The following is a 13,983-nucleotide window of genomic DNA, read 5'->3' as shown; positions in this document are numbered from 1 at the left end:
GTCGCCTCAGACGTTCTCACATGAAAAGGCTGATCCCTCGAGACTAGAGTGCAAAAAGCTCGCGCAGCTTTACGGCAACACCGGCTTCGGTGTGGGCCCTGATCAGCTCGGCCTTGGGCGCGCGGGTCAAAAGCTCGGGGTGGGCATTGCCCATCGCAAAGGCCTGCCCGGCGTTTTGCAGCATGTCGGTATCATTGAGGTTGTCACCGAAGGCCACGGTGCGCGATAGCGGTATATCAAGCTGTGCGGCCAGACGGGTCAGCATCTGCCCCTTGGAGGCCTCCCGGTCCATCACTTCCAGCGAGTTTTCAAGCGAATAGGTGATGTGTGTACGGTCATCGTAATGGGCGCGAATGCGCGTCTCGATCGCCTTGAGAAGCCCGGCATCACCGATAAAGAGCACCTTGCCCACGTGATGACCATCAACCTGTGACATGTCGACCACGTCATAGGTAAAGCCTGTACTTTCGTGAAAGGCCAGCAGCATCGGCTCGGGCGCATCGATCAGCCAGCGATCATTGGTATAGAGATTAACGCGCACCTCGTTTGGAACATCGATCTCCAGCAGGGTTCTGACAATATCCTGCGGTACCAGAATCTCATGAACCAACTGATCATCCGGGCCGTGCAGATGCGCACCGTTGGCCGAAATGATATGCGCGTTGACCCCAAGCTGGCGCCTGACCTCGCGAATATCCTGATAGTGACGTCCCGAGGCGATGGCCAGATGATGCCCCTCGCGCTCAAGCGCCTGAAAGGTCTCAAGGGTAATGTCATCAAGGCCATGGTCGGCGTTGAGCAGCGTTCGATCCAGATCGGTCACGATCAGATGAGGCGTCATGCAATCTCCTGTACGCAGTAAAAGCCGGCATGGCAGGCGCTCATTATAGCGCCTGCCTGGATTACGATAATGTGCACTGCTCGCCTGCAAGCCATAGCGCCCCCTCGACGCTGCTGCCCTGCGGGCTGACCAGCGACCGTTCAAGTCTTCGAGGCACCCAGCCTTCAAGCGCGCGGGCCAGGCCCCCACAAAGCGCCAGGGGCAGCCTGGCGCCGGGGTCCAGTGCCTGATACATGAGGGCAATATCCTCCCCTGCCTGATGCAACAACGCCTGCGCTACCGGGTGCTCGCCATGACGCAGGACCGCCGGTGCCAGCGCCGCAAAACGGGTTTGATCAGCACTGGAGAGCCAGTTCGTCAGGGTCGCGGCACAAGTGACGGGCGTTTGTGACAGCGTCGACATCGCCTCACACAACGCACGAGAAAAGTCATCCCGCGCCGTGCGTCCATCCAGCGCATGCTGCGCGTGCCGACTCGCTCGAAGCCCCAGCCAGGCACCGCTGGCCTCATCCCCCGAGGGAAAGCCATAGCCGCCGACACTCACACGCCGCCCGTCTGCATGCAGCGCCTCACCAATGCTGCCAGTCCCCAGCGCGACGATCGCGCCGGGCTGCCCCTGGTGAGCACCGATCAACGTGGTAAAGGCGTCACTTTCCAGTCTCAACCCCGCCAGTTTCGGTGCGGCCTGTAAAAAGGCTTCTCGCCATGACGATTGATTGGCACCGGCAAGCCCCAGCGCCAAATGGCATTGCGCGGTGGACAGCGCTATCCCCAGTGCCTGATGAGCCTCTTCCAACAGCGCAAGGATCGTGTGCCATGCCCGGGGCACACCCAGCCCGAGGCCCGAGGGGCCACCGCGGACCTCAACACGGTGTCCCTGCCACTGCGCCATCATCCGGGTGCCGCTACCGCCACCGTCGACGCCCACCAATAGAATGTCATCAGCTGCCATGACGCTGAATCTCCGTTTGCAGCTGCTGCGCCACAATCCACGCCTGCTCGCCCAGCACCAGATGCAGGCAGTGATCACTGACGCGCTGCACCCCGGCAACTCCCAGCGCTGACAAGGCATTCTGATCGATGCTTGACGGCTCACTCACTTCAAGGCGCACACGTGACAGGGCCACCAGCTCGCTGCAGCGCAGATTATCCACGCCACCAAGCGCCTCGAGCCAATGGGACAGATCCGCATCCTTCAGAGTGCTCTGTATGGGCGTCTCCTGCTCGGCGGCCGGTGCCATGGCCCGGGCAACATCAGGCGCTTCCACCGGCTTGCCACGCGCGCGCAACGCCGTGCGGATATCCTCGGCCACACCATCGGCGATCGGTCCCATCACGACCTGCAGGTGCCCACCCTTGAGCTTGAGCACGCCTCGGGCGCCCAGACCCTTGAGCGCTGCCTCATCGATCTGCTCCACCGCCCTGACCACCAGGCGCAAACGAGTGGTACAGGCGCCTACCGAGGCCAGGTTGTCACTGCCGCCCAGCGCCGTGACAAAGGCCGGGCCACGCTCCTGCACCTCGCCCTCTTCTGATACCGCGGCCTGCATCACGACATCGCGACCCGGCGTTTTCAGATCAAAGCGCACGATGGCCCAGCGGAAGATCATGTAGTACAGCAGGGCATATAACAGTCCGACCGGAATCAGCAGCCAGCCGCGACTGGAAAGCCCATAGGAGAGCAGATAGTCAAAGGTGCCGGCAGAGAAGGTAAAGCCCAGCCTGACATCCAGCCAGCTCATCACCGCCATCGACAACCCGGTCAACAGGGCGTGTACCACATACAGCACGGGCGCAAGGAAGATAAAGGTGAATTCCAGCGGCTCGGTAATACCGGTCAGAAAGGCCGTCAGTGCCAGCGAAAAAAGCATGCCGCCCACCCGGGCGCGCTGATCTCTTACGGCGGTGTGATACATCGCCAGGGCCGCCGCTGGTAGACCGAACATCATCACCGGGAAAAATCCGGTCATGAAGCGCCCGGCGCTCGGGTCGCCGGCAAAGAAGCGATGAAGATCGCCGGTGGCCCCTTCGAAATTGCCAAAGACAAACCACACCAGCGAATTGAGCACGTGGTGCAGCCCGGTCACGATCAAAAGTCGATTGAGTGTGCCGTAGACAAAAAGTCCCAGCTCGCCGGAGTCGATCATCCACTGCCCGCTCTGATCGATGGCAGTCTGAACCGGCGGCCAGATCATGCCGAACAGCCAGCCCAGGGCCAGCGCGGTCAGACCGGTCACAATCGGAATAAAGCGCCGCCCGGCAAAAAAGGCCAGATAATCGGGCAGCGCAATGTTCTTGCAGCGGTTATACCAGAGACCAGCCACCACCCCGGCGATGATGCCGGCCAGTACCCCCATGTTGATATCGGGGTTGATGGCTGCCAGCACTGCCGTGATGACCAGATAGCCAATCGCGCCAGCAAGGCCGGCAGCACCATTGCTGTCATCGGCGATGCCCACGCCCACCCCGATGGCGAAGATCAGCGGCAGATTCTCGAAGATGGCATTGCCGGCCTGGGCAATAAAGGCAATATCCAGCAGGTCGGGCTGACCCATGCGCAGCAGCAGCCCGGCAATGGGCAATACCGCAATCGGCAGCATCAGGGAGCGTCCCAGCTGCTGAAGCGCCCCCATCGGATCAAATCGCATCGCGTGATGCTCCTCTGTCTGTTGTTGTTATCGATGTCGATGCATACTCGTTCAACCACTGCTCGAGGCGCTGACGCAGCGTGGCACTGTCGATGGGTTCATCAAGCCATGCCCGCAGCTGCCGTGACAGCGCTGCCCGATCGAGCTTTCGAATCCCGGCCTTGATGGCGGCGACGCGCGCAGGCTCAACCGACAGCTCTTCCACACCGAGCGCCACCAGTGCCGCCCAGGCCTGCTGATCGCCTGCTGCGGCGCCGCACACGCCGACCGGGCACTGGCGCCCGGCAGCCCCCTTCACGGTCATGTCGATCAGGCGCAGTACCGCCGGATGGAGTACATCGGCGCGCCCGGCCAGATCCGGGTCCTCGCGGTCCATCGCCAAGGTGTACTGGGTCAGGTCATTGGTCCCGATGGAGAGAAAATCTGCCACACGCGCGAGCTGATCGGCGCACAGCGCGGCGGCCGGCACCTCGATCATGGCCCCCAGTGCAGGGCGCTTTTCAAGATTCATTTCAAGGGCCAGGGTCTCGATGCGCTCGCGCACGGCCACCAGTTCGGCCGCCTCGGTGACCATGGGCACCATGATATGCAGTCGCTCCAGTGGCGTAACAGACAACAGCGCGCGCAACTGAACGTCGAGAAGATCCTGATGGCGCGTCATCAGACGTATACCGCGCGTCCCCAGCGCCGGATTGGGTACCGCTGGCAGCGCAAGATAGTTCAGCTGCTTGTCAGCGCCGACATCCAGCGTGCGAATGATGACCGGATGACTCCCCATGCTGTCGAGCACCTGCTGGTAAATCTCGCGCTGGGTGTCATGATCCGGTGCCTCATGACGCGCCATGAAAATGAACTCACTGCGCAGCAGACCGATACCATCGGCACCGGCTTCAAACGCAGCGCGTGATTCTTCAACACCTGCGACATTGGCACATACCTCGATTGGCACGCTGTCCTGCGTACGGGCCGGCTCATGAGCCATTCGGCGCTCGACAATGGCGCGCACGCGCGCCTGCTCAACCTGCTCGCGCACCGCGTCAAGCTGCTCGGGCCCGGGCCTGAAAGTGAGCGCCCCCTTTTGGGCATCCAGAATGGCCGTTGCCCCATCATGACGACCCATGATCTCCATCACACCGGCACCCATGGCCGCCAGACAGGGCAAACCGCGCGCGCGCGCCAAAAGCGCCACGTGCGAGGTCGTCCCGCCGCCTGCCAGACATAGTCCGGCGGGCGCCACCTGGTCCAGTGCCAGCAGCTGCGAGGGCGTGATCTCTTCGGCCACCACGATGGCACCTGGTGCCATGTCGAGCTGCCCGGCCACAGCGGCCTCGGGCGCCAGCAGTGTTACCAGCCGCGTCTGTAGATCGCGCAGATCATCGGCTCTTGCGGCCAATAGCTGGCTTTGACTCTGACGCAGCTCGGCAATGCGCTGCTCGAGCACCTCGCGCCAGGCAAAGGCGGCACTGCGCCCGGCCTGAATATGCCCAAGACTCTCTCCCAGCAGGGCCGGATCATCCAGCCACGCCTGATGCGCTTCCAAGATATCGGCCTCTTCGCGCCGGCCCTCGGCGCGGGCCTGTTCGATATCCGTGACCAGGGTGTCATTAAGCGCCCTGATGGCCGCTTGCAGCTGGCTTCCGACTTCCTCGGCGCTCTCCTCGCGGTCTTCGTCAACCTCAAGGCGCGCATGCGCAAGGCGAACCAGAGGCCCGACGGCAAGCCCCGGGCTTGCCACCAGCCCATGACAGGTGGTGTCATCGCCTGCCGGTACGGTCGTAGAGGCCTCCTCGGACAGCTCATCGTGGGCCGGGTCGTCCTCGGCAGCCTCCGGCGTGGTCAAAAGCGCTGCCGCCTCTCCCAGCGCGGCTGCCGCATTCGTGCCACGCGCGATAACGGCCAGCGTATCTCCCTGGCGAAGAGAGAGTCCCAGAAGGGCCGTCAGGCTGGCGGCATCGGCCTGATGCTCGCCATGTTCCAGCACGATGGTGCAGCCATGCTGTCGGGCAATACCGCGAAGACGCGCGGCCGGCCGGGCATGCAGCCCGGCCGCCAGCGCCAGGGTTACCTGTTCGCGGTATTCACTGTTGCCACCTTCCACCACGCCGGCGGGGGTGCCTGCAGACAGGGCAATGAGCGTCATCAGCGGTGCGCCACGTTCAATGACACTGCCGGGCCGGGTGTCGTTGCTCAGTTCGCAGCGCCATTGATCGCTGCTGGTCACGATCAGGGGCGTCATCAGGCTCAGCGCGCGACAGGCCAGCAGATCCGCATCGAAATCCCACAGCAGGTCACCACGCCTGACGCGAGTACCCGGCGCCACGTGAACGGTGATGCCCTCACCTTCCAGGTCAACGGTATCGAGTCCAAGATGGATCAGCAGATCGCAGCCCTGATCGGTCTTGAGGGTCAGGGCGTGGCGCGTTCGGGCCAGATGGACAATCTCGCCATCGCAGGGGGAAAAGAGCTGTGCCTCCAGGGGCTCCAGTGCAATGCCCGGGCCCATGGTCTGTTGCGCGAATACGGGATCAGGCACCTGATCCAGCGGCACCAGCACCGCTTTCATGGGCGCATGCAGCAGGGTCTGCACGGGCTCTGGATCAGCAGTATCGGGCATGAGAGTGTCCTGTTGTCGTTGTCATGGCCGTCTTGTCGGCCATCAAGCAGGTGCCGCCGGCATCAGCGTGTCTGCGTCACCTTGTTAAGAAATTCGGGGCGGTCGGGATCATGCCCTGTTGCCAGCGAAAGCGCCTCAATCATCAGATAAAAGCTCTGAATGGCACAAAGTGGCGCCAGTGCCTCATGGGGCGCATCGGCAATGGTGAGATCACGCGAGGCGACCGTGGCATCAGCCGCCAGCAGCACGCGCGCGCCACGGTCGCGAAAGGTATCGGCCAGCTCGATCAGCCCCTTTTGTGCGTTGCCGGCCGGGGCCAGAATCATCACGGGGTAGTCACGCCCCACCAGCGCCATCGGCCCATGCTGCACTTCGGCCCCGCTGAAGGCTTCCGCCTGGATGACGCAGGTTTCCTTGAACTTGAGTGCTGCTTCCTGTGCGATGGGCAGCCCGGCACCACGGCCAATGACCAGAAGCCTGTCAGCATCACGCAGCATCTCTACGCCCTTGTTCCACTCAAGGCGACAGGCCCGATCCAGCGCCTCGGGCAGCGCTGCCAGCCCCTCCAGCAGGGCGTGATCGCGCTGCCAGTGCGCCATCAGGGAGGCACTGGCAGAGAGCGTAGCGAGAAAGCTTTTGGTCGCAGCCACGCTCCTTTCTTCACCGGCCTGCAGATCGATGACGTGATCGGCGCCCCGGGCCAGCGGCGAGTCCATGGCATTGACCATCGCCAGTGCCAGCGCACCACCGCCTTTCAGGGACGTCTGAGCCTCGATCAAATCGGGGCTGCGCCCGGATTGCGAAACGGCCAGCGACAGGGTGTTGCCGAGCTGCCAGGTCGTGTCATCCAGCGTGCACAGCGACAGCGGCAGTGACGCACAGGACCTGCCGGTCATCTGCATCATGAGTCGAGCGAAATAGCCGGCAGCATGATCGGAGCTACCACGCGCCACGGTCATGGCACTGTGAGGCGAGCGCTGGCGCAGCACTTCGCTCAGCTGCGTCATGGTGTCGCGATTGACGCGCCACTGCTCGGCAATTCGTTGTGGCGCACTCAGCGCCTCTTCGCGCATCAATGACATGACGGCTCTCCCGGTTCAGGGCCAGAAAGGAAAAGGGGACATCAAGCGGTTCAGTCGATCACGGTTTGACCGGCCACCCACACCTGCTCGACGTCAAGACGTGAGGACAGGGTCACGATATCGGCCCGGTAGCCCGGCGTGAGCACGCCTCGATTACTCAGGCCCAGATAACGTGCCGGCCAAAGCGACAGACGCTGGGAGGCTTCTGCCAGCGACAGACCAAGCCCGGCCAGATTGCGCAGCGCCACATCCATTGTCAGGGCACTGCCGGCCAGCCCGCCATCGGCCAGGCGCACGCTATTGCCCTGCTTGAACACCCGGTGCTCGCCAAGGCGATACTCACCCTCAGGCATGCCGGCCGCCGCCGTGGCATCCGTGACCATGTAAAGATGTGGTATGGCGCGCCTGGCAGCCAGCAGGGCGCCCTTTTCGACGTGCACCAGATCCGCGATCAGCTCGGCATACTCGCCATGGGCCAGCGCCGCGCCGACAACCCCTGCCTTGCGGTGGTGCAACCCGCTCATGGCGTTATAAAGATGGGTGAATCCGCGGGCGCCAGCCTGAAGGGCGTCAACGCACTGATCATGCGTGGCGGCGGTATGCCCAAGCTGCACCCTGACCCCGCGTGCAGCCAGCGTTTCGATCAGCGCCATGTGTCCCTCGATTTCCGGGGCAATGGTGATCACGCGAATGGGCGCCAGTGCGTCGAGCTCGTCAAACGCTTCAATTGTTCCGGGTCGGGCATGGGGCGGCTGGGCACCCAGCATATCCGGGCTGATAAAGGGGCCTTCAAGGTGAATGCCCAGAATATCGGCGGCCTGTGCAGGGGGCGCGGCCACAACGCGGCCGGCATCGCGAAAGGCGTGAATCAATGCTTCGCGCGAGGCCGTCATGCTGGTGCCCAGAAGGCTGGTGGTCCCAAACCGGGCGTGCGTCCGGGCCAGCACGGCCAGCGCATCATTACCTTCCATGAAGTCGGCGCCGCCGCCCCCATGGACGTGCAGATCGATAAACCCGGGAATGATGCGAAGCGCGTCATTTTCCTCGGGGTCCACCGGCGTGCCGCTGACGCCTGCGATCCGGCCCTGCCGGATGGTCAACTCGCCCCTGAACCACCCTTCCGGCGTCAGTATGTTGCCTTCAAGTGTCATTGCCCGTTTTCCTGTCTGCCCATGTGTAGCCTGCGTCGTTGACGGCGCCATGATTGATATTCGCTCACGACAACTCCACCTGAATACCCACATATCTTCAGCGTTGCCCTGTTTTCAAACAAGGGGCATTGACGATGACCACATCGATCATTGGCGCCAACGGCAGGATTGAACGCCGCCTGCCGATGCCTTTGCAACGCTCGGGTCTGGAGTATGTCACTCTGCGCCAGCGTCGACAGAGTGATGAAAAGGCAAAACTGTATCGGGACCGCCTCCGGCCACCTTGCGAGACAGTGCGGCCATGACGCTTCTGGCCTTGCCATGGCGTGATACACCGGCATCCAGGGGAATCATTTTGCCCGACGACAACCAACCCATCGGACAGTCACTGGGTAGGGCACGTTTCCCTTGCCACGCCTTGCTGGCCAGGGGTGCCTCTTTCACCGGCTCGTGTGAGGCCTTATAGTGGGCCCCCGATTCCCCAACCGATTAACGAGATGCTCTCGAACAACAGCCAGCTCGCCCAGCTCAAGCAACAGATCCGTGAAAAAACACCCCGTGTGACCGGTGTCATCAAGGCCACCGACAAGGGTTACGGTTTTCTGGAAACCGACGACGGCCAGTCCTTTTTCGTGCCGCCCCCCGCCATGAAGCAGGTATTGCACGGCGACCGTGTCGAGGCCGTGCTCAACGAGGAGAAAGAACGCAAGAGTGTCGAGCCGGAAAGCCTGATTGAAGCAGGCCTCAACCGCTTCATTGGTCGCGTCAAAAAGCGTGACGGGCGTCTTTCTGTCGTTCCCGATCATCCCTCCATCAATACGGCGCTGCGTGCTCGCACCCATCGCAGTATCGAGGAGAGCACACTCAATGAGGGCGACTGGATCGTGGCGCACCTGCTGCGTCACCCGCTGCGCGAAAACGATCGTGGCTTTTTTGTCCAGATAGATGAGGTGATTGCGACCGGTGATCATCCCTCGGTCCCCTGGCGGGTGACACTGGCGCGTCATGCGCTGGAACAGGCCTCCCCGGAAGCCGGTGACAGCTGGCCCCTGCGTGAAGAAGGTCTTGAACGCACTGATCTGACCGATGTGCCCTTCTTTACCATCGACAACGCCACTACCACCGACATGGACGATGCGCTCAGCGTTGAGGCGCTGAGTGACGGCCGCTTCCGCATGAAGGTCGCCATTGCCGACCCCACGGCTTACGTCGAACAGGGAGATGCGGTCGATCAGGAAGCACGTCAGCGTGCCTTCACGGTATATCTGCCGGGTCAGAACGTGACCATGCTGCCCGAACCGCTGGCCGATGATCTGTGTTCGCTCAAGCAGGATGAAGACCGCCCGGCGCTGGTATGCACCCTTGAAGTGGGCGCTGACGGCGTGATCGGTGACTACCACTTTGAAGCGGCCACCGTGCGCTCAAAGGCGCGTCTGAACTACGAGCAGGTCTCTGATTACATTGAAGCGCTGGACGCCGGCACCACGCCTTCGTGGACACCGGACTTTGATCAGGGCGAGGCGCAGATCAAGGCGCTGGCCGGATTGACGCAGGCACGTCAGACCTGGCGTCAGCAGCATGCGCTGGTCTTTGCCGACCGGCCCGATTATGTCTTCCGCCTCGATGAGACCGGCAACGTGCTGGACATCGTGACCGAAGAACGGCGCATCGGCCATCGCATGGTGGAAGAAGCCATGATTGCGGCCAATGTCTGCTGCGCCAACCTGCTCAGCGAGCATGTCGGCCATGGCATTTTCAACGTCCATCAGGGTATTGCGACCGAGAAGGCCGAGCAGGCGCAGGCCTTTCTGGCCAGCCAGTCGGTCGAGGCCACTCAGGAGCAGTTCAACGATATCGCTGCCTGGCGCGCGCTGCGCCATACCCTTGATGAGCGCCAGGACGCCTGGCTTGATGCCCGCCTTCGCCGCTTCCAGGGTTACAGCGTCATGCAGACCGCTCCAGGACCGCACTTTGGCATGGGCCTGCCGGCCTACGCCACCTGGACCTCACCGATCCGCAAGTACGGCGACATGATCAATCATCGCCTGATCAAGCAGGTGCTGCGAGGTGACGCCGAGCACGACAAGGCTGTCGATGTGACGGTGACCGATCACTTGAGCGAGCGCCGGCGCCTGAACCGCATGGCCGAGCGTGACGTCAAGGACTGGCTCTATGTTCGCCATCTGGCCAATGCCGTTACCAACGAGACGCCCTTTGAAGGCGAAATCGTTGATATTCGTCGCGGCGGGCTGCGCGTTCGGCTGCCGGCCAACGGCGCCTCGGCCTTTGTGCCCGCGTCCATGCTGCATACCGATCGTGACGCCGTGGCCATCGATGACAAGGAAGGCCTGATCAATATTGGTGGCGAACTGCGTTACCGCCTGGGGGATACCCTAAGTGTCGTGCTGATCGAAGCCCGTGAAGAGACACGCTCACTGGTCGCACGCCCCGCTTGAGCCATCTGCCCGCGCCGCTGGCCGGCGTGGGCAGTCACCCTCGGCGTCAGGCTACAGTCTGTTACCCGTTACCGCGGCAGTCATCAGATTGACACATTATACTAGGGCGCTTAATGGCGACCTGCGCCTTGCAGCCAGGGATTGCCCGATCAAATACGTGCGGTTCGAGGAGGTATCGGCGTAGTGCATATTGCCGACATGACCATGTTTTATGCGCCATCCAGTGGTGGCGTGCGTACCTATCTCGATGCCAAACGTCGTCGCTTGAACGCTACTGCTGATGTTCGACATACGCTGCTGGTACCGGGCGAGGCTTATACGCACCAGTCGGACGACCATCGTGTCAACGTACCGGCAGCCCCCCTGCCCTTCAGCAACGGTTATCGCTTTCCGCTGACACAGCGGCCGTGGCGGCGCGCACTGCGTGATGTTCGCCCCGACCTTGTCGAGGCAGGCGATCCCTATACGGTCGGCTGGGCGGCGATTGCCAGTGCCCGCGAGCTTGATATTCCGCTGGTCGCCTTTTATCACTCCGATCTGCCGACCATGATCAGCAACCGGCTGGGTAACTGGTCTCGCCCCCTGATCAATAGCTATATCAAAAAGCTTTATGCCCACTATGATCGGGTACTGGCGCCCAGCAACGTGATGGCGCAACGACTGGAAGGACTGGGCATCGATCATGTTCGCGTGCAGCCGCTGGGCGTGGATCTAAAGACCTTCCACCCTTCCCTGCGCGATGACAGCGTCAAGACCGAACTGGGTCTGTCCGAGGATACCCGTTTACTGGTCTTTGCCGGACGTGGCTCTCAGGAAAAGAACCTTCATATCCTGCTGGAGGCGATGCGAAAGCTTGCCGGTCGCGACCCTCAGCCCTATCACCTGCTGCTGGTCGGCTCCTCGATGCCCACCCAGGTACCGGATAACGTTACGGTGATCAACCATTTCTGCCCGACGGCCGAAATCGCGCGATATTTTGCCAGCAGCGATGCCCTGTTGCATGCCGGCACCCAGGAAACCTTCGGGCTGGTGGTACTTGAGGCCATGGCCTGCGGCATTCCGGTCGTGGCCACCAGGGCCGGGGCACTGGCTGAAAATGTGCCGGAAGGTTGCGGTATGCTATGTCAGCCGCTGGACAGCGATGACATGATGCGAAGCATTCTTGCGCTGTTTGAAAATGACGCCAGAAAAATGGGCCAGAAGGCGCGCGCGCATGTCGAGCGCCATCATGACTGGAATATCGTGGTGCAGGGCGTGACACATCATTATCAGGAACTGCTGGGTATCAGCACGACAGCAACGGCGAGCGTACAACATGGCTAACCGGGAATTTGCACTGGTACTGCATGACATTGCACCTGCCACCTGGCCTGACTATCGCTCCTTTGTCGAGCAGATCGACGGCATGGGACAGATTCCCATGACCTGGCTGGTCGTACCGGACTTTCATCATCGCAGCAATACCTTTGAAGATGCCGGCATGCTGCGTCTTTTGCATCAGCGCATGGCGCGCGGTGATGAACTGGCGCTACACGGGTTTTATCACTGTGATGATGCCCCACCGCCTCGCACGCCGCGCGACTATTTCATGCGTCGACTCTATACCTATGAAGGTGAGTTCTACCCCATTGGCTACGATGAGGCGCTTGAGCGTCTGGAACGTGGCGCCGAGCTTTTTCGCCGTCAGGACTGGCCGCTGGATGGGTTTGTGGCCCCGGCATGGCTTCTGGGCGAAGGCGCGCGCCGCGCCCTTAAAACGCAAGGCTTTACCTATACCAGCGACCCGGCTCATCTTTATCGGCTGCCGGACTATACGGCCATCAAGGCGCCCTCGCTGGTCTGGAGTGCCCGCAGTCGCTGGCGGCGCGGCATGTCGTGGGTGGTCAATGAGAGAGCCCGGCGACGCCATCGACATGAGCCACTGATTCGACTCGGACTGCATCCGGTCGACATGCGCCATGACATTTCAAGGCGCTACTGGATCGACACGATCCGCCGCCTGCTTGATGAAGGATATCAGCCCACGACCAAGATCAGCTGGCTGCACCGTCAATCGAGCTTCCCGCCAGAGAACACGGCGACTTCGTCATCCTGAACGGGTAAACGCTCCTTGCGAATATCTGTTCGGATATGAACCACTTCCTGATCAGTTAACGTCATGAAAAGAACACTCTGGCTGCTGGTGGCAGGCCTCGTTGCCGTTCTGGCAATCCCCGTGCTACTGGGTGGCCGCGATCTGCTGCACCTGCTGCCCGGCTTCCCGCCGGGCATTTTTGCCCTGATGCTGGGTATGGTGCTGCTGTGCTGGGTGCTCAACGGTGCCAAGCTCAGGGTACTACTGGCTGGACGCGCCGGCGAAATGGGACTCATGCGTGCCACCGGCACGGTGATTGCCACGGAATTTGCCATCTGCGCGACCCCCGGCGGTACTGGTGGACCACTGACGCTGATTGCCCTTCTGACGCGACGCGGCGTTCGCCCGGCGCAGACCACCGCTGTCTTTGCGGTGGATCAGATCATCGATCTTCTATTTTTCCTGTGTTCAATGATCGCGATGATGATCTACGTCATTACCCGCTCCATCGATGCACGGCTTGGCTGGATGCTGGTGCTGCCGATGACGCTGTTGTGTCTGGCATTGCTTGGCGTGGTCCTGATGGGACGCTACCACCGCCGTGTCCTGATCGTGACCGGCAGGATTCTCAGTAAAATGAAAGTCAGCACGCGGCTTCAAAACAGCATGGCCAGGCGCATTCTGATCTTCAAAAAGGCCTTTGCCGAAACCCTTAGACTGCCCCGCTCGGCACTGGCGCTGGCCTTCGGGCTGGGGATCGTCCACTGGATCGTGCGCTACAGCATTTTGTTCGTCACGCTTTACGGACTGGGACAGCATCTGGACTGGGCATGGACCTTTCTGGTGCAGATGCTCGCCATGGCGGCCGGTCAGTTAACGCTGCTGCCTGGAGGTGCCGGGGGTGCCGAACTCTCCTCATCCGCATTGCTTGCGCCCATGGTCGGACAAAGTACCGCGGCAGCGGCCATACTGATCTGGCGCGCCGTGACCTACTATTTTTACCTGATCGCAGGTGCGCCAGTATTCATGCTGATGGCCGGACGCCCGCTGTTGAAGAAGATTTTTGAAGGGCGCAAGGCTGACAAGCAGCCAGATACCTGACTCGGCAGTCTTAAAA

Annotated in this window: 10 protein-coding genes; 4 read left to right on the top strand and 6 right to left on the bottom strand. The window is 61.7% G+C overall.

The genetic code is table 11. From position 1 onward, the window contains the following. Window positions 1-43: 43 nt before the first annotated feature. From IE123_RS03330 to nagA, 6 genes are all read right to left on the bottom strand, one after another. Complete coding sequence (locus IE123_RS03330; RefSeq protein ID WP_189515057.1) at window positions 44-841, bottom strand: HAD family hydrolase; 798 nt, start codon at window positions 839-841, stop codon at window positions 44-46. A gap of 61 nt (window positions 842-902) precedes the next feature. Next, window positions 903-1,793 (bottom strand): glucosamine kinase nucleotide-binding domain-containing protein, encoded by an 891-nt coding sequence (locus tag IE123_RS03325; protein ID WP_189515056.1) that lies wholly within the window; start codon window positions 1,791-1,793, stop codon window positions 903-905. Then, window positions 1,783-3,489, bottom strand: coding sequence for an N-acetylglucosamine-specific PTS transporter subunit IIBC (gene nagE / locus IE123_RS03320; protein WP_189515055.1), 1,707 nt, complete (start codon window positions 3,487-3,489; stop codon window positions 1,783-1,785). Before nagE ends, IE123_RS03325 begins: the two co-directional genes overlap by 11 nt. Further along, window positions 3,479-6,103, bottom strand: a complete 2,625-nt coding sequence (gene ptsP, locus IE123_RS03315) for a phosphoenolpyruvate--protein phosphotransferase (protein ID WP_189515054.1) — start codon at window positions 6,101-6,103, stop codon at window positions 3,479-3,481. Before ptsP ends, nagE begins: the two co-directional genes overlap by 11 nt. A gap of 62 nt (window positions 6,104-6,165) precedes the next feature. Further along, window positions 6,166-7,185 (bottom strand): SIS domain-containing protein, encoded by a 1,020-nt coding sequence (locus IE123_RS03310; RefSeq protein ID WP_229819562.1) that lies wholly within the window; start codon window positions 7,183-7,185, stop codon window positions 6,166-6,168. A gap of 50 nt (window positions 7,186-7,235) precedes the next feature. Next, window positions 7,236-8,336: an N-acetylglucosamine-6-phosphate deacetylase gene (nagA, locus tag IE123_RS03305; RefSeq protein WP_189515053.1), complete on the bottom strand. Its 1,101-nt coding sequence runs from the start codon at window positions 8,334-8,336 to the stop codon at window positions 7,236-7,238. A 497-nt stretch (window positions 8,337-8,833) separates the two neighbouring features. Between nagA and IE123_RS03300 the strand changes: the two genes are divergently transcribed. The 4 genes from IE123_RS03300 to gpgF all read left to right on the top strand — a co-directional run bounded on the left by IE123_RS03300 (window position 8,834) and on the right by gpgF (window position 13,967). Beyond that, window positions 8,834-10,792, top strand: a complete 1,959-nt coding sequence (locus IE123_RS03300; RefSeq protein WP_189515052.1) for an exoribonuclease II — start codon at window positions 8,834-8,836, stop codon at window positions 10,790-10,792. 183 nt (window positions 10,793-10,975) lie between these two features. Further along, window positions 10,976-12,115, top strand: a complete 1,140-nt coding sequence (gene gpgS, locus IE123_RS03295; protein ID WP_189515051.1) for an N-acetylglucosaminyl phosphatidylglycerol synthase — start codon at window positions 10,976-10,978, stop codon at window positions 12,113-12,115. Further along, a complete protein-coding gene (gene gpgD / locus IE123_RS03290; RefSeq protein WP_189515049.1) occupies window positions 12,108-12,887 on the top strand; it encodes an N-acetylglucosaminyl phosphatidylglycerol deacetylase in 780 nt (259 codons plus the stop codon). The genes gpgS and gpgD overlap by 8 nt, the downstream gene beginning before the upstream one ends. A gap of 63 nt (window positions 12,888-12,950) precedes the next feature. Beyond that, window positions 12,951-13,967 carry a glucosaminyl phosphatidylglycerol flippase gene (gene gpgF / locus IE123_RS03285; RefSeq protein ID WP_189515047.1) on the top strand — a complete coding sequence of 339 codons (1,017 nt, stop codon included), beginning with the start codon at window positions 12,951-12,953 and terminating at the stop codon, window positions 13,965-13,967. The last annotated feature ends 16 nt before the right edge of the window (window positions 13,968-13,983 follow it).

The sequence above is a fragment of the Kushneria pakistanensis genome, assembly GCF_014652795.1.
Taxonomy (GTDB): domain Bacteria; phylum Pseudomonadota; class Gammaproteobacteria; order Pseudomonadales; family Halomonadaceae; genus Kushneria; species Kushneria pakistanensis.
The sequence above is the reverse complement of the archived record's forward strand: the minus strand, read 5'-3'. Positions and strand labels throughout refer to the sequence as shown.

Coding starts and splice junctions, on each gene's coding strand:
- IE123_RS03330 (WP_189515057.1), bottom strand. CDS start 841: ATGACGCCTCATCTGATCGTGACCGATCTGGATCGAACGCTGCTCAAC.
- nagE (WP_189515055.1), bottom strand. CDS start 3,489: ATGCGATTTGATCCGATGGGGGCGCTTCAGCAGCTGGGACGCTCCCTG.
- IE123_RS03300 (WP_189515052.1), top strand. CDS start 8,834: ATGCTCTCGAACAACAGCCAGCTCGCCCAGCTCAAGCAACAGATCCGT.
- ptsP (WP_189515054.1), bottom strand. CDS start 6,103: ATGCCCGATACTGCTGATCCAGAGCCCGTGCAGACCCTGCTGCATGCG.
- IE123_RS03310 (WP_229819562.1), bottom strand. CDS start 7,185: ATGTCATTGATGCGCGAAGAGGCGCTGAGTGCGCCACAACGAATTGCC.
- nagA (WP_189515053.1), bottom strand. CDS start 8,336: ATGACACTTGAAGGCAACATACTGACGCCGGAAGGGTGGTTCAGGGGC.
- gpgD (WP_189515049.1), top strand. CDS start 12,108: ATGGCTAACCGGGAATTTGCACTGGTACTGCATGACATTGCACCTGCC.
- gpgF (WP_189515047.1), top strand. CDS start 12,951: ATGAAAAGAACACTCTGGCTGCTGGTGGCAGGCCTCGTTGCCGTTCTG.
- IE123_RS03325 (WP_189515056.1), bottom strand. CDS start 1,793: ATGGCAGCTGATGACATTCTATTGGTGGGCGTCGACGGTGGCGGTAGC.